General features: G+C 40.0%; 11 protein-coding genes. 10 read left to right on the top strand and 1 reads right to left on the bottom strand.

Annotated features, from left to right (window positions below; genetic code table 11):
- The first annotated feature begins 194 nt into the window (after nucleotides 1-194).
- Genes V7077_RS17205 through V7077_RS17195 form a run of 3 tightly spaced genes read left to right on the top strand, consistent with a single transcriptional unit; the run spans nucleotide 195 to nucleotide 6,479 of the window.
- Nucleotides 195-1,211, top strand: a complete 1,017-nt coding sequence (locus V7077_RS17205; RefSeq protein WP_335504125.1) for an SDR family NAD(P)-dependent oxidoreductase — start codon at nucleotides 195-197, stop codon at nucleotides 1,209-1,211.
- 2 nt (nucleotides 1,212-1,213) lie between these two features.
- On the top strand, nucleotides 1,214-4,138 hold the full coding sequence (locus tag V7077_RS17200) for a family 78 glycoside hydrolase catalytic domain (RefSeq protein ID WP_335504123.1): 2,925 nt from the start codon (nucleotides 1,214-1,216) through the stop codon (nucleotides 4,136-4,138).
- 49 nt (nucleotides 4,139-4,187) lie between these two features.
- A complete protein-coding gene (locus tag V7077_RS17195; protein ID WP_420489666.1) occupies nucleotides 4,188-6,479 on the top strand; it encodes a glycoside hydrolase family 3 C-terminal domain-containing protein in 2,292 nt (763 codons plus the stop codon).
- A 95-nt stretch (nucleotides 6,480-6,574) separates the two neighbouring features.
- On the opposite strand, the gene V7077_RS17190 is transcribed toward V7077_RS17195, so the two are convergent.
- Complete coding sequence (locus V7077_RS17190) at nucleotides 6,575-7,735, bottom strand: AraC family transcriptional regulator (RefSeq protein WP_335504120.1); 1,161 nt, start codon at nucleotides 7,733-7,735, stop codon at nucleotides 6,575-6,577.
- 125 nt (nucleotides 7,736-7,860) lie between these two features.
- Between V7077_RS17190 and V7077_RS17185 the strand changes: the two genes are divergently transcribed.
- The 7 genes from V7077_RS17185 to V7077_RS17155 all read left to right on the top strand — a co-directional run bounded on the left by V7077_RS17185 (nucleotide 7,861) and on the right by V7077_RS17155 (nucleotide 16,831).
- Entirely contained in the window at nucleotides 7,861-9,879 is a 2,019-nt protein-coding gene (locus tag V7077_RS17185) for a Tat pathway signal sequence domain protein (protein WP_335504118.1), read from the top strand.
- 135 nt (nucleotides 9,880-10,014) lie between these two features.
- Nucleotides 10,015-11,457: a family 43 glycosylhydrolase gene (locus V7077_RS17180; protein ID WP_335504116.1), complete on the top strand. Its 1,443-nt coding sequence runs from the start codon at nucleotides 10,015-10,017 to the stop codon at nucleotides 11,455-11,457.
- Between the two features lie 115 nt (nucleotides 11,458-11,572).
- Nucleotides 11,573-12,991 (top strand): MFS transporter, encoded by a 1,419-nt coding sequence (locus V7077_RS17175; protein WP_335504114.1) that lies wholly within the window; start codon nucleotides 11,573-11,575, stop codon nucleotides 12,989-12,991.
- A 138-nt stretch (nucleotides 12,992-13,129) separates the two neighbouring features.
- Entirely contained in the window at nucleotides 13,130-13,450 is a 321-nt protein-coding gene (locus V7077_RS17170; RefSeq protein WP_335504112.1) for a hypothetical protein, read from the top strand.
- A 229-nt stretch (nucleotides 13,451-13,679) separates the two neighbouring features.
- Entirely contained in the window at nucleotides 13,680-14,963 is a 1,284-nt protein-coding gene (locus tag V7077_RS17165; protein WP_335504110.1) for an ABC transporter substrate-binding protein, read from the top strand.
- An 82-nt stretch (nucleotides 14,964-15,045) separates the two neighbouring features.
- Nucleotides 15,046-16,005 (top strand): carbohydrate ABC transporter permease, encoded by a 960-nt coding sequence (locus tag V7077_RS17160; protein WP_335504107.1) that lies wholly within the window; start codon nucleotides 15,046-15,048, stop codon nucleotides 16,003-16,005.
- Nucleotides 15,995-16,831, top strand: a complete 837-nt coding sequence (locus V7077_RS17155) for a carbohydrate ABC transporter permease (RefSeq protein WP_335504105.1) — start codon at nucleotides 15,995-15,997, stop codon at nucleotides 16,829-16,831. The genes V7077_RS17160 and V7077_RS17155 overlap by 11 nt, the downstream gene beginning before the upstream one ends.
- The last annotated feature ends 86 nt before the right edge of the window (nucleotides 16,832-16,917 follow it).

Genomic DNA, 16,917 nt, shown 5'->3' with positions numbered 1-16,917 from the left:
TTTTAGAGTCGTTTTTTTTATGTAATTAGGAAAAAAGGAAGGAAAGCTCTTACACCTAAATAAATAGTGTAAAGATTTTATAATATTAACAAAAATAATGAAATACAGTAATCTTTATTTTTGAGAAAATATTAATATCTTAGATTAACTGTAGTAAGAATTTATAATTCAATTGAAAAGTAGGAGATGATAACATGACAAAATCATTAGAAGGAAAAGTCGCAATTGTAACTGGTTCTGGTCAGGGGGTCGGTCGAGGCATTGCTCTTTTTATGGCACGGGAAGGTGCCAAGGTCATTACGAATAATCGAAAACCCAAAAGTAACGATACGATTTCAGTAAACGAGTCATTTCAATCGCTAGGTGTAAAAGGTACTCCTGAGTTTAATGCGGAGGAAATGAAAAAGATACTCGAACTTAGAGGCGATGCAGAAAGTACTGCCCAGGAAATTATGATGGAAGGCGGAGAAGCAACTCCTTTCTATGGAGATGTTTCCGATTTTGAAACCGCTGGAAAAATGGTCCAACTAGCTATTGAAAAATATGGTCGGATTGACATCGTAGTTAACAATGCGGCTGGGATGGGATTCGGTCCTTTCGTAAAGATGAAAGAATCCGATTGGGATTATCAGACAGTTTCCAAGCTCAAGGGTGCTTACAATCTGATGTCCCATGCGATCCCCCATATGATAAAACAGGGCTTTGGGCGAATTCTCAACTGTGCCTCAGACGCATGGACGGGAATTGCCAACCTCAGTGCCTATAGTGCTGCAAATGCCGGCATTGTCGGACTTACTAAATCTACGGCAAAGGAACTTGATCGGTTTGGCATTACCGTAAACGCTTATTGTCCCCAGGCAGCTTCACCCGCTCACATGAGTTTCAGAGCAACTCTCAGAACGATGATGGAGGAAAATGGAATAAAGATGGATCCAAACGATAATCGTGTGGAAGAATCCGAGAAGGAACATGGTCCCGCCGAAAACGTTGCTCCTTTCTTGGTTTATCTCTGCACAGAACCAGGTTCTTACGTAAACGGAGCGGTATTCACTGTTACTGGCGGCGGTCGAATTTCTGTTTATTCTGATCCTAAAATTATCAATGAAATTAAAAAGGCAGATGAGCCTTGGTCTGTGGATGAATTGATAAAACAGGTTCCTGAAACTCTGCTGAAAGATTATGTTTCTATAGGAAAGGACAGGGAATTCTGACCATGCAAATAAACGAATTGAAAGTATATGATGTAACCTGTGAATATAAAAAAAATCCACTGGGTTTAGATGTGAAAAAACCTCGACTCAGCTGGAAGATTCAATCTGACCGTCGTGGAACGACTCAATTGGCTTATCAGATTCAAGTTTCTTTGAAACTGGATTTTGAAACATCTATTTGGGATACAAGATATATAGAGTCGGAGCAATCCCTTCACATTGTTTACGAAGGACCCGGGCTGAAATCCGGTACTAGATATTATTACCGTGTAAAGGTTTGGGACCATTTTGGCCGACAATCCGATTGGAGTGATATTGCTTGGTGGGAAACTGCCCTTTTTGAAACGAGTGAGTGGAAGGCGGAGTGGATTACACCAAATCCACAGGAGCTAGATCCAGATTCAGAACCTGCCTTTCTGCTAAGGAAAGAATTTGATCTAAAAGATGGAATTGAATCAGCTCGTATCTATGTCACAGGTGTCGGACTATACGAGCTTTATTTAAATGGAATGCGAGTGGGAGAAGATTTACTTACACCAGGTTGGACAAGTTATAGTAAAAGAATTCAATATCAAACCTATGATGTAACATCCCTACTTACAAGCAGTTCAAATGCAATCGGAGCCATGTTAGCAGACGGCTGGTACAAAGGAGATCTCTCTTGGGATTGCACACAAAATAATTATGGCACAAAGCGAGGAATAATACTTCAATTGAAAATCCGATATGAAGACGGAACAGAAGAGGTTATCGGTACGGATCAGACCTGGAAGACTTCCACAGGTCCGATTCTATATTCCGAGCTATATCATGGAGAAACATATGATGCACGATTGGAACAAATGGGTTGGAGCATACCTGGTTTCAATGATTCCAAATGGAAGGGTTCGGATCTTCTTGATCTACCATTGGAGAATTTGGTTGCTCAGGAAAACAATCCTACACGAGTAACAGAAACAATTAAGCCGCAAGCAGTGTTAACTACATCAGCAGGCGATACCGTTTTAGATATGGGCCAAAATATGGTGGGCCGCATTCGATTTACCGTCAATGCTCCGGCAGGTACAAAAATCACATTAAAACATGCAGAGGTACTGGATAAGGACGGCAATATTTACTTTGGCAACCTTAGGGCGGCCAAGCAAACCGTCGAGTATATCACGAAGGGCGAAGGGATGGAGAGTTATGCACCCGCTTTCACCTTCCAAGGATTCCGTTATGTGAAAATTGATGGGTATCCTGACCAGGAAAACGGCCTGGATCTTGAACATTTTGTTGGTGAAGTCATTCATACGGATATGATGCAAACAGGAAATTTTGAGAGCTCGAACCCCATGGTCAATCAATTGCAGCAGAACATTAAATGGGGGCAGCGAGGCAACTTTGTGGATGTCCCGACTGATTGTCCACAGCGTGATGAGCGATTAGGTTGGACAGGGGATGCTCAGGTATTTATTCGTACAGCATTATTTAATTATCATGGCGGCCCATTTTTCACCAAATGGCTCCGTGATTTAAAGGCAGACCAACTCCCGAATGGGGGAGTTCCTTCTGTGATCCCAAATGTGGTTGATGGCGATTCATCTGCTGCATGGGGAGATGCAGCTGTTATTTGTCCTTGGACGGTATACCTCATTTATGGTGATACTAGGATTCTCGAAGAACAATATTCTAGCATGCAATCTTGGGTAGAATACATCCGTGCCCAAGGGGAAAATGAGGTTGCATGGAATACCGGCTTCCATTTCGGAGATTGGCTTGGGCTGGACTCCAAAGAAGACAGTTATTTTGGTGCAACACCGGATGATCTGATTGCTACTGCCTTTTATGCTTACTCAACCCGACTCTTACGTGACACAGCAAATGTTCTAAACAAGGGGGACGATGTAAAGCGGTATGATGAACTATTCAATCGGATAAAAAAACACTTTAACGATGAATTTATCACTCCGTTAGGAAGGCTGGCCGTGACCACACAAACGGCACATGTGCTTACCCTCATGTTTGATCTTGTAGAGGGAAAAATAAGAGAGAGAATAGCTAATGACTTAAATCAGTTGGTTTTAGAAAATGACTATCATTTAACAACCGGATTTGTCGGTACACCTTATTTAAATCTAGTTCTTTCGAATAACGGCTACCATGAAACGGCTGTGAAGTTACTATTGCAAGAAACCTATCCATCATGGTTATATTCTGTTACCAAGGGGGCAACCACTATCTGGGAACATTGGGATGGTATTAAAGAAGATGGGTCATTCTGGAGTGATGATATGAATTCGTTCAATCATTACGCCTATGGGGCCATTGGAGACTGGATGTACCGAATAGTGGCAGGGTTAGACATGGATGAGTCTGAGCCGGCTTATAAACGGATTCGTATTCAACCTAGGATGGGTGGTAAAGAACTAACTTATGCAAGTACCGCACATGAATCGATGTATGGACGTATTGTCTCTGCGTGGAATATCACACATAAGGAAGTAACCGTAGAAATAGAAATTCCAGTAAATACGACGGCACAGGTGATCTTGCCATTTGCAGAAAAAGGGGATGTCAAAGAAAACGGCATAGGCTTAACAAAAGCGGATGGTATTTTTGATATTAACCAGACAGAGAAGGATGTATCACTAGTTATAGGATCCGGTAACTACCGTTTCACTTACAAGAATAAACGTGGGTTTAAGACGATTTATTCCTTTAATACTAGATTAATGGACCTGCTTGCACAGGAGGAAACAACGAAGATTTTAGAAACGTATGTTCCCGGAATCTCTAATCCTCATGGGCAGCTAATCCGGTTAAAAGCCGAGCCTATTCAAAAGCTATTGTACCATCCGCTATCGAAGTTAACGGAAGATCGATTACATGCGCTTGTGGATGAGTTAAATGCACTTGAGAGAGAATTAGATACTGTTGGCCAATAAATGGAGAGTAGTAGATTGCGAATACAAGCATAGAAAGGGATCGTGTGTAATGAATCGGAATATAAGCGACATAATCAGCAAAATGACACTTGAGGAAAAGGCTAGTTTATGTTCAGGACTTGAATTTTGGCGATTACAAGGAATTGAACGACTGGGGATTCCGTCCATTATGGTTACGGATGGCCCGCACGGACTCCGTAAACAAGAGGGGAGTTCAGACCATTTAGGGATTTATGACAGCGTGCCTGCCACGTGTTTCCCATCTGCTGCTGGTATGGCTAGTTCTTGGAACAGGGAATTGATTCATAAAGTTGGAGTTGCCCTAGGTGAGGAATGTCAGGCTGAAGATGTGGCGATTCTTCTTGGTCCTGGTGCAAACATTAAACGTTCTCCTCTTTGCGGAAGAAACTTTGAATATTTCTCTGAAGACCCATATCTATCATCAGAAATGGCAGCTAATCATATTAAGGGTGTCCAGAGTCAAGGCATAGGGACTTCTTTGAAACACTTTGCAGCTAATAACCAGGAATATCGTAGAATGACAACAGATGTTGTTATTGACGAAAGGACTCTCCGTGAAATTTATCTTGCAAGCTTTGAAGGCCCTGTTAAGCAGGAAAAACCATGGACAGTGATGGCCGCTTACAACAAAGTAAATGGAGAATACGCTTCAGAGAATGAGTATTTATTAAAGGATATTTTAAAAGATGAATGGGGATTTGAAGGCATTGTTGTTTCGGATTGGGGAGCGGTAAACGAACGTGAAAAAGCGTTAAATAACGGACTAGAGCTTGAAATGCCGGCTAACAGTGTTGGTGATCAAAAAATTGTCAATGCTGTAAAAAGTGGTCAACTTCCAGAAGAAGAATTGGACAAAGCAGTTGAAAGATTGCTTAAGATTATCTTTAAAGCAGTTGATAATAAAAAAGGTAATGCTACATACAGTCGTGAAGCCCATCATCATCTGGCAAGGGAAGTAGCTAGAGAAAGTATGGTCCTTTTAAAAAATGAAGACCAGATTCTTCCACTAAAAAGAGAGGGCACCATTGCGGTCATTGGAGAATTTGTCAAGAAACCTCGATTCCAGGGTGGAGGCAGCTCGCATATCGTTCCTACAAAACTGGAAAATATTTTGGATGAAATTGAATCTATTTCTGGGAATGCGAATGTAATCTATGCACAAGGTTATAACCTAGACGAAGACACAGTAAACGAAAAATTAATAAATGAGGCAAAAGAAGTAGCAACAGGGGCAGATACTGCCGTACTTTTTGTTGGCCTTCCTGAAAGCTATGAATCTGAGGGATATGATCGTGAGCATTTACGTCTACCTGAAAACCATGTTCAATTAATTGAAGCGATTGCAAAAGTCAATCAGAACATAGTAGTTGTATTAAGCAATGGTGCTCCTGTTATCATGCCTTGGATCAATCATGTGAAAGGATTACTTGAGGGCTATTTAGGTGGTCAGGCACTAGGAGGGGCAATCGCCGATTTGCTTTTTGGCGATGCAAATCCAAGCGGAAAATTAGCGGAAACTTTTCCACAGAAGTTAAGCGATAACCCATCATTTTTAAACTTTCCTGGTGATGGGGACAAAGTTGAATATAAAGAAGGTATTTTCGTTGGATACCGCTACTACGACAAAAAAGAAATTGAGCCGTTATTTCCATTTGGTTATGGATTAAGTTATACAAACTTTGAATATAGCAATCTTATTCTAGATAAAAAGGAACTAAAAGATAAAGAAAAGGTAAGTGTAAGTCTAATCGTAAAAAATAGTGGCAGTGTACCGGGAAAAGAGATTGTTCAACTTTATGTAAAAGACGTAGCAAGTACAGTGAGCAGGCCTGAAAAAGAGTTAAAAGGATTTGAAAAGGTTGAATTACAACCTGGAGAACAAAAAACGGTTACCTTTGTGTTAGATAAACGCTCATTTGCTTACTATAACGTTCATTTGAGGGATTGGCATGTCGAGACGGGAGAATTTGAAGTCTTAATCGGAAAGTCCTCGCGAGAAATTGCTTTATCTGAAAAGATCCAGGTTCAATCTTCTGTACTTGTTCAAAAGCCAGTTGATCGAAATACTACCCTTGGAGAAATATTCGCTAACCCTGTTTTATCAGAAATTGCCAAACAGTTTGTTGGCAAGTTGAGCCAAACTAGCGAGAAACAAAAAGCGTCTGCAAACAATGATGAAGCAAAAATGAATAACGCAATGATGGAAAGTGTACCTTTAAGAGCCATTGTGAATTATAGCCAGGGGAAATTTACGGAAGAAATGCTTGCAGGTATGATTCAGCTTTTAAATGATCAACATGGAAAAGTGACAGTATTTTAAACATTTACTGCCTTCTTGAAATAGTTAAATGCAAAACAGCACTGGATTTATATTAACCAGTGCTTTTTTCTATTTTATGGGAATTTCTCCTGGATTTAGGCTTTATTCCGATACTCGACTGGTGTCATTCCAGTTATTTTTTTGAAAACTGTATGAAAATAATTCTGTGAAGAAAAACCAAGCTGGGCCGAAATTTGAATGAGAGGCATTTGGGTGGTTTCTAGTAAGCGTATGCCTTCTTTTATTTTCACCTCATTAATGAATTCCGTCAGTGTTTTTCCGGTTTCTTGCTTAAAATGTGTCGAAAGATAAGAACCATTCATCTTTAATCGATCAGCTATACTTGCAGGTGTAATTTTTTCATAAAGATGGGCTTGTACTTCTTTACTAATTTTATTGACAAGAAGGGAGTCTGATAAATAGGAACGAGACCGAGCCGTCCTTTTCGTGAAATCCAAGAACATTTGCTTTAAGAAAATAAAGATTTCACTAAAATTATTAATCTTTTCAATTTGCGTCAGATACATGGATCCCAGCGCATTGGCAGTATCAAAATCCAAACCGCCCTTCACGGCAGCCCTTGAGGCTAGTGTCGTCGAAACAATAAATATGTTTTTATAGGATCGCATGACGTCTGGAGCTATCAAAGGAACTTCACCACCACTTTTAGTTTGCATATCGTTTAAAACGGTTTCAAGTGCGTTCGTATTCCCATATTCGATGTAAGAAAGCATTTGCTTTTCTAAGAGATCACTAACATGGTCGATAAACGTAGGATTCGTATCGATTGATAGCATTGGTGAAGGATTCACTTGGTATGCGATGTGTACAGGTTCACGCTCTGCCCCATTTAAAAAATAATCTAAACAACCTAAAATACTACGAAATCGTTGGAGGTCGCAATTAGGGATTGTCCGAAACCAATGCAAGAATTCATCTGTTCTGTTTACTGGCTGTTGTAAACTCTCAAGGATTATTTCGGCTTGGTTTCGTGTACATTCGAATGCCATCGCCGGTCCTACAAAAACATATTGGGATGAATTGTCAATTCGAATCATGCCGCAAAATAAATTTTCAGGTGAAACGGTATAGCAAACGGAATGAATGGTATCAACAGCGCTGTCAATCATACTGATAGCTGGATTTGGATCAAACTCACCAGACCCATAACTTTGGATGGGCACATGATTATCAAAAAGCTGTAATGGTATTTTCGTAGCTTCGTATAACTTTTGTAGGGTTATGTGATAATTCATAATATACCTGCTTCCAATAAGTATACTAGAAATTTTATAACACAAACAAAAAATATGAAATACAAATTTCACGATTTTTGTGAAAATAAAAATATCATAAACTAGAAAACTCTAGGAGGTATAACATGCTACAAGAAAAAACATTAATCTATGACCCAAAGTTAGACTCGGAAATCCAAAAGCCTTATGTAGATATTGATGAATGGCGAGAGGGAGCAGTGCGGTACCATTATATTCATGGAGGATTCGAGGGCACCGAAGTCCGATTCTCTTTCTATTTTCCCGATAAAGAAAACTATAAAGGACGTTTTTTTCAATTTATGGCTCCTTTTCAAGGACATGAGGATGCCTCGCAAATCCGCAAGGGAGAAGAAGATAAAATTGGCTTTGCCATCACGAACGGAGCTTATTTTGTCGAGTCTAATATGGGCGGACCTGCAGCTGTTGATACGACTATTTATCGTTCAAGCGCAGCTGTGGCAGAGTATTCACGTGTAATCGCAGCAAAGCTTTATGGACCGCATCGTCCTTTTGGATATGTCTATGGGGGAAGCGGAGGCGGATTCAAGACGATAAGCTGCTTTGAAAACACGAATGCCTGGGATGGAGCCGTGCCCTATATCATCGGATCACCAATGGCCATTCCAAATGTTTTTACCGTTCGTGCCCATGCATTAAGGATTCTCAGGAATAAACTTCCAATGATTGCTGACGCATTGGAACCTGGTGGAAGTGGCGATATTTATGCGGGTCTCAATGAAGAGGAAAGAGCGGCACTTGAAGAAGTAACGAAAATGGGATTCCCAACAAGGGTGTGGTTTTCACATGAATATGTTGGTTTGGGAGCACTTCCGCTTTTCGTACCGGTTATAGAGCAAGTAGACCCTGAGTATTTAAAGGATTTTTGGACGGTTCCCGGTTATTTGGGTGCAGACCCTAACAGTTCTGCAGTAAGAGACCGCCTTCAATACAAAACAGTGATTACCAAGACTCATCTGATAAGTGAAGAATTACTGATAAAGGATGAAACGAAGACAGGCGCCGATGATGCATGGCACAGGCACAAAAGTATTGATATCAGTTTATTTAAACCTTGGCTGCAACTAAAGAGCGTACCGGCAGGGGATGTGTACTTAACTGGCACGGATATCGTATTCCTTAGTGGTGAGGCTGCGGGTTCGAAGATACCTCTTGACAGGTTGGAAGGAGATAAAGCTTATATCGCAGAAGGTTTTGGAATCGAGGGAATGCTTGAAATCCTTGAAAAAGTAAAACCAGGCGATGAGATTATGCTGGACAATTCGAATTTTATTGCGATCCAGACCTATCACCGACATCAGGTACCATCGGAGGATTTTCATGTATGGAACCAGTTCCGCAAAGAGGATGGCACACCACTATATCCACAACGCCCGGTTAATATAGGACCTAACATTACCCGCGGAGGGGCTGGATCCATCCAGAGCGGCCGTTTCAATGGGAAAATGATCGTAGTTGCTGCTTTACTTGATGAAAGCGCTTATCCGTGGCAGCCTGATTGGTATCGCACAAAGGTTAAGGGTGAACTGGGGGATAAAGAGCCTCAAAGTTTCAGACTTTGGTATATGGATAATGCCATGCACGATGATCAGGCAAAGACAGCGGATGATCTGCATCTTATCAACTATCTGGGAGCTCTTCATCAGGCTTTGCTCGATGTAAGTGAATGGGTTGAGCGTGGTGTCACTCCTCTTGAGAGCACCCAATATTCAGTGATCGATGGACAAGTTTCTGTTCCATTAACAGCAAATGAGCGAAAAGGAATTCAACCGGTCGTTACCCTTAAGGCGAACGGAGGAGAATGTGCAATCGTTAAGGCTGGTGAGCCAGTGGACTTTATAGCGGAGGTTGAAGTGCCTGCCCATTCTGGTCAATTGACATTTGCAGAATGGAGTTTTGAGGGTGAAACCAATTTTCCTGTTAAGGGAGAGTTCACCAACATCAGTGATGATGGCGCGAATGCTACGGTGGAAGCAAAATACATCTTTAGTAAACCTGGCACTTACTTCCCTGTATTAAGAGTGAAGTCAAATAGAAATGGTGATGTAAGCGATATTTATACAAAGATTCAAAATCTCAGTCGTGTACGGGTAATCGTTAAATAAGCCCTATAATAGATATTCTTTCCGAAACTTCATTCAAATGTGTCTCACTCTTTCAATTCTTAAAAAAGAGTGGACACATTTGAAGTTGGATTTTTAAAATACGAAATTCACAGCTTCATTCTTTAAGGAGGTATTATGAAAAAGCAAGTGTTTAATCCATTCCTCCCGAGTTATGAGTATATACCTGATGGGGAACCCTATGTTTTTGGTGATAGACTATATATTTATGGCTCCCACGACAGGTTTAATGGGGAAAGATTCTGCGAAAACGATTATGCTTGCTGGTCTGCTCCATTAGATAGTCTTTATGATTGGCGATATGAAGGAATTATCTACCGCAAAAATCAAGATCCTATGAACACGGATGGTGCCAGATGTTTGTATGCACCAGATATTCAAAAAGGACCAGATGGCCGCTATTACCTCTACTATGCTCTTGATATGCTAGGAGTCATGTCTGTCGCAGTTTGCGATACCCCGGCTGGCTCTTTCCAATACTATGGTTCCGTAAGGTATCAAGATGGGAAATTAGTAGGGGATAGCAGTGATGATATATTTCAATTTGATCCAGGAATTTTTATGGATGATGATGGCCGAATTTTCCTTTATTCAGGCTTTGGTCCAGAGGATAGTGAGCAATGCGATCAGTTGTTCAAAAGCCGAAAATATAAAGGGGCTTATTGCTTTGAATTGGAGCCGGATATGCTGACTGTAAAAGCAGGCCCGAATTTGATTCTACCAAAAGTAGGACATGCCAATGGGACAAGTTTTATAGGACATGAGTTTTTTGAAGCGAGTTCGATGCGAAAAATAGGCAATACCTATTACTTTATCTACTCATCCATAAATAGTCATGAATTGTGCTATGCAACAAGTGACAGGCCTGATGGCGGTTTTGTATATGGAGGAACCATTATCAGTAATGGAGATATTTTCCTGAATGGCAGAACGGAAGCGGAAAGGCTAAATTACACAGGCAACAACCATGGTAGCATGGTTGAAATAAATGACCAGTGGTATGTTTTTTATCAAAGGCAAACCAATAAGCATGCGTTTTCACGACAAGCTTGTGCAGAAAAAATTGAGATAGATAAAAGCGGATACATTAAGCAAGTAGAGATGACAAGCTGCGGACTCAACGATGGTCCACTTGCTGGAAAAGGGGAATACGAAGCTTTTATCGCCTGCAATCTATATTCAAAGCGTGGGGCATGCCACATTAGCACGTACCTAGAAGACTATGAGACTCATCCATACTTTACACAAAGCGGCATAGACCGTGAGGAGCACGGTGATCAATATATTGCCAACATGCAAGATGAAGCGGTTGCGGGCTTTAAATACTTTGATTTGCAAGAAACTACAAAGATCTCAGTTAAGGTTCGAGGGAATGCAAGAGGAGAAATCATCGTTTTATCCAGTATCGGAGGAAATATAGTTACCCGGATTCCTATCGACGCAGGTAAAACCTATCAAAATTTTGAGGGTGCACTGGAAGTTAAAGATGCTATATCTTCCTTGTTTTTTCAGTTCAAGGGCACTGGGAAGTTTGACTTTAAATCGTTTACACTTGGCTAAAGTTGAAGTAGGCTGCTTATGATTCGTTCAATTTTGTAACATAAACAGAATATTTGCCGGCTATAATGTGCACAAAACCAATGGCTTTAATAAAACTATGAAATGGGGAATTACGATGGAAGCCACAAAAGCGATTGAAACGGTAGATAATGAAGATTTTGAAGCTCCAAAACTAAAATTAGGTGAAAAGATAGCCCTCGTGATTGGCGGTGCGCCTAATACTTTTCATACTCAAATGACGCAAACATATTTGCTTTTCTTTTACACTGACTTTATGAAAATTAATCCCGCTTATATAGCAGCACTATTTCTAGTTATTCGTATTTTGGATGCGATCATAGCACCATTATTTGGAGCTTTTATCGATAAGGTAAAAACCCCATGGGGGAAATACACACCGTGGTTTGTCATACTAGGAGTGCCTTTTGGAATTACAGGATGGTTAACTTTTACGAATCCAAATTTAAGTCCGACCGGAAATTTAGTGTACGCCATTATTACTTATTCTTTTTATAGTGTTATATCAGCAATCATCTCTTTACCAGGAGGAGCAGTAGTCCCAACTGTGACGAAAAGAGTGGATGAAAGGATATCACTAGGGCAATTTGGATATCTATCTATTATGGCTGGAGCTTTAGTTGTTGCCGTAGGTGCAGTACCCTTATACAAGGCTTTAGGTGGCGGGAATGATGCTAAAGGATTTTCTTTATTGATGGCAATTGCTGGTGTTTTCACTGTATTAGTAGCAATTTACCAGGGATCAAAAATAAAGGAAAGATATATGGTAGAAACAAAAAAAGATGGAAAGTCACCCTCATTTAAACAAATGTTTGCGGCCACTTTTACAAATAAAACGGCTGTCATCATTTATTTGAGTCTATTTGGAGCTACCTTATCAGCTGGGGTAAGGGCTGCCGTTCAAATTCACTTTTTTAAATACTTTTTCCACAATGAAGGCTTAATGGCAATAATGGGAATCATTGGTTTGGTACCGGCCCTTATTGGTGTAGCCTTAAGTCATATAGTCATTAAGCGTTTTGGATTGAAAGTTACCATTTTAACGAGCGTTGTTGTAGGACTGATATCAGGACCGATATTGTTATTCATTCCTGCTAATAATACTGGTTTAATCATTTTTATCGTTATTTCAGTTATTACCACATTAATTGGTTCATTGAGTGGTCCTGCTTCGGGGGCATTGATGCCGGCTGCAATCGATTATACCGAGTGGAAGACAGGGATGAATATCAATGCATTTATGAGTTCTATCAGCGGATTTACACAAACATTTGCAACCGCTTTATCAGGTGCGATAGCTGCAGGGGCACTGTCTGTTATTGGTTACGTACCTGGAGTAGAGCAAAGTAGTTCCACCCTCTTTGGGCTTAAGATCGTGATATTTGTTCTACCTTCAATTTTGGGTACACTAGGAATTTCCATCTTATGGTTTGATCTAACAGAGGAAAAGCAAGTTCAGATTGGTAAGGAGCTGGCAGATCGTAGAAAAAATGCACAAGGTAAAATGACAGTCTAATTTGTCATTACATGTACTGTATAAACATAGAGTGGCGAATTAAATATGAAACTGTCATTTGACATACCGGAGAATAAGAAAATCAGAATAATCTTTAAGTTAATTTGAAATGAGTCAAATGATATATGAGGTGATATCTTGAGAGAATACGAAGTGTTAACTAAGAAGGCTTTGGAGGTAACTCCAAAATGGGTAAAAAATGACATTGAAACCATAATAAACGGAAATGATGGTGTTGTCGGAAGTAGTTATATTATAAGCAAGCTACATCAGCTGTACTCACCTGGAATACGTTATTCTATCGCACTTAACATGGGTAATTATGAATGGCACAGAGTTAGTCAGGAACGATTAACTTTTATTGATAATAATCTAGATCTATTAGACCTGATAATAAAAAAATTCCAAGATGTGAAAAGAGAAAAAATAAGACAAGGAAAGCCACACAGTCTTAGGTAACAAAAGAAAAAAAGGAAATCGTAGGCTTGTATAGTAATGGACTAATCTTTGATTAATTTTTTCTTATAAATTTACATGGCAATTGACTCAGCCAAAGAAAATCTAAAGTATTTGTAGTTTTTCTTATACACCTTAATTTTTTGGAATATTATAATTTTTATATGAAAGCGCGCGCATTCAAATATTCAAATATTAAAATATTTTATATTAAATATCAGGAGGGTCAAAAGTGAAATTTTCCAAGAAAACTAGTCTTGTTCTAATCTTGTTAATTTGCATTTCCCTAATTGTAAGTGCTTGCAGCTCTACCAACGAGGCAACCTCTAGCTCATTGTCAGGTTCCAAGTCAGGTGAAAAAATTAAACTTACCTTAATGATCGCCTGGCCGGATGATGTGAATGGGAAACGCGAAGAAGAGTTGGTCGCTAAAAAATTCGCTAATAAATATGATATCACGTTCAAACCAGTTGATAACAACGTTTTAAAGACTGTTAAAACTTCGATCGCGGCAGGCGAACCGGTTGACCTTTCTTTTTATTGGACTAGTTGTATGGGAGATTTCGTCGAGGGCGATATGGCATTGGATCTAACGCCCTATTTGAAAGCAAATAATAATGAGTGGATGAACACATTCATTGACGGCTCCTTAAACTTGGGAACCATAAAAGGTAAAATATATGCTGTTCCGAATACTCCTGTGTATCCAATGATGTTGGTAAATAAAGATCTTTTGGATCAAGCAGGAGTTACAATTCCGGATCAGCCGACATGGGATGAATTCACAAATGCAATGACTAAAGTGAAAGAAAAGTTAGGAATCACACCTCTTGGAATTCAAAGTGGTTGGGCAGGCTGGTTGGTCAGAAATAATTTGTTTGCAGTATGGCCGAATGAGTCAAAAGTTAAAGAATGGGGTGAAGGTGAAATTTCGTTCAATGACCCAGAAGTTGCAAAAGTTTTCAATGCAACGAAGGAGCTCTACGATAAGCAATATGTCTATCCGGGCAAAGGTGCTCTTACCATGACGGGAGATCAAGTTTTAAATGCATTCAAGTCTAAAAAGATTGCATTTATGGGTTACATTAATTTCCTTGCCGACACAGCAATCAAAACCTCGGGAGTGAAAAATGTACAGATCTTAACCTTCCCTCATATGGGGGCTCGTTCGAAAGTTATGGGCTCAGCTAATGGTTTTATGATTCCAGCCAACGCGAAACATCCGAAAGCATCGATTGAGATCTTGAAATATTTAACCAGTACGGAAGTTCTTCAGCAACGAGTGGATAACGGTTCTCCAGTATCGGTTAAAGGCGTAAAAGCGGACGATCCAAAAATTGCACTTTATGCCAAGGACGCTGGGAATCTCTATACGGAGAATGAAATTACTAGTATTTCTCCCCAAATGAGTGATTATATCGGCAATAAATTGCCAGCTAATTATATCTTCAACCCCAAGACAACTCTGGAAGATCTCGAAAAGCTGAGATTGGAAGCCATCAAGCAGAAAAAGTAGTCAGTCCATTAATAGGTGATTACGATAATGGGCATAAACAATTTGTCTTATGTCCATTATTATTTAAGGAGGAGAGCACAAGGTGACCAGTCAATCAAAAGGTCAAACCATAAATATTAAGCACCAGTCAGAGTACCCGGTAATCAGTACAACAAAGGGTCGATCCATAAATTTTAAGCAGCGCTTATTAGGGGTTACGTTACTTATACCAGCGGCAATCTTTATCACTTTTACGATGTTTTTACCGATTGTATGGAATATCGTCTTATCTTTTGCGGATTGGAGCCCATTATCGGGACTGCATTTGGTTGGATTGGATAACTATAGCAAACTATTTCAAGATTCGGTTACCCTCAAAGGATTCGGATATTCCATATTTATCGCGGTTATCTCTTCGTTGATTGCTATTCTAACAGGTCTATTACTCGCATTAATGGTGTATAAGATGAGCAACAAGGAGGGAGCGGTATTTCGGTTGATTTTCTTTACACCGAGCATGATGCCTTTTATCATCATCGGATTAATATTTTCCTTTATTTTAAGCCCCGACGGTCTTGTAAATCAATTTTTCAGATTGATTGGATTGGGAAGTTTGGAACAAGCATGGCTAGCAAAACCTGGACTTGTCCTGTGGACAGTGGCTGTGGTAAGCGGCTGGAAAGGTGCCGGTTCCGTGATGATGCTTTTATATACTGCCATTATTACAATTCCGGCTTCGATGTTTGAGGCAGCTCGACTCGAGGGAGCAAACTACTTCCGCCAAATCCAAATGATTATTCTGCCGCTCATCAAGCCGACGATTGGTATGGTATCCATGTTGGTGATCATCGGTTCCTTTAAAGCTTATGATATCGTCTTTACAATGACAAAAGGTGGACCTGGTGATTATTCGAAAATTGTACCGCTCCAAATGTTGGATGTAGCGTTTAGTTTTAATGAATTCGGATATGCAGCTGCTATTGGTGTATTATTTACGATCCTCGTAGCCATCATTATTTTCATTTCACAAAAGTTCACAAAGGGGGATGTATATGAGTATTAGAAGTTGGAATTCAACCATGTTCATACGTCTTTCTCTTATTATATTTGCAACAGTCAACATCTATCCGGTTCTTTTTACTATTTCAACCTCTTTTAAAACTACTGAAGAGTTTTATTCAAATTTATGGTCATTCCCTACCAAATTCCATATTGAGAATTATGTTGAGGCATTTAAGGTGGGACATCTAGGAGAGTATTTGGTAAACAGCGTCGTTATAGCGGTTGCGACACTGTTTACCGTTACGGTGTTGGCTACTTTTGCGGCTTATGCATTGGCTAGATTACGCGTTCCATTCGCAAGAGCCATTGTTGGCCTTTTATTTATCTTAATGATCTTGCCGGCAGAGTCCATGGTTATACCTTTATACATGGTGATGGCTAAAATAAAACTGATCAATGTCACTTACCTTCCTATAATCATCGCCTATGTGGGTTGGTTGCTGCCTGGAAGCATCGTTATCTTGTATAATTTTTTCCGGACGATACCCGAAGAATTAATAGAATCAGCGAGAATGGACGGCTGCGGTGAATTAAATTTGCTATTCAGGATTGTCTTCCCTTTATCAGGCGGCGCCGTCGCCACATGTACAGTGTTTAATTTTGGATTCGTATGGGGAGAGTTAATGTGGGCACAAACTGCTACTTTGACGTCAGATAAAGGCATTCCGTTATCTGTTGGTCTGATAAATTTTCAAGGTCAATTCACAACAGACTGGGGATTAATGACTGCTGGAATCTGCATCATCTTACTCCCGCTTATTCTTCTCTTTATCTTTCTACAACGCTATTTTGTTCAAGGTCTGTCTGCCGGAGCAATCAAAGGGTAAATAGATGGTTTACGGGTTAAAAGAAAGAACGGCCAGTTCTGCGCAGCCGTTCTATTCTTTTATAAAAATAGAACTCCCTGGAGTGT

Origin of the sequence: Neobacillus vireti, assembly GCF_036962465.1 — a bacterium.
In the GTDB taxonomy this organism is placed as follows: Bacteria; Bacillota; Bacilli; order Bacillales; family Cytobacillaceae; genus Neobacillus; species Neobacillus vireti_B.
This window is presented reverse-complemented; position numbering and strand designations above follow the sequence as displayed.

What these genes read in the sequence shown, in the direction of transcription:
- V7077_RS17155 (WP_335504105.1), top strand. Translation starts at nt 15,995, where the DNA reads ATGAGTATTAGAAGTTGGAATTCAACCATGTTCATACGTCTTTCTCTT.
- V7077_RS17175 (WP_335504114.1), top strand. Translation starts at nt 11,573, where the DNA reads ATGGAAGCCACAAAAGCGATTGAAACGGTAGATAATGAAGATTTTGAA.
- V7077_RS17180 (WP_335504116.1), top strand. Translation starts at nt 10,015, where the DNA reads ATGAAAAAGCAAGTGTTTAATCCATTCCTCCCGAGTTATGAGTATATA.
- V7077_RS17185 (WP_335504118.1), top strand. Translation starts at nt 7,861, where the DNA reads ATGCTACAAGAAAAAACATTAATCTATGACCCAAAGTTAGACTCGGAA.
- V7077_RS17205 (WP_335504125.1), top strand. Translation starts at nt 195, where the DNA reads ATGACAAAATCATTAGAAGGAAAAGTCGCAATTGTAACTGGTTCTGGT.
- V7077_RS17200 (WP_335504123.1), top strand. Translation starts at nt 1,214, where the DNA reads ATGCAAATAAACGAATTGAAAGTATATGATGTAACCTGTGAATATAAA.
- V7077_RS17190 (WP_335504120.1), bottom strand. Translation starts at nt 7,735, where the DNA reads ATGAATTATCACATAACCCTACAAAAGTTATACGAAGCTACGAAAATA.
- V7077_RS17195 (WP_420489666.1), top strand. Translation starts at nt 4,188, where the DNA reads ATGAATCGGAATATAAGCGACATAATCAGCAAAATGACACTTGAGGAA.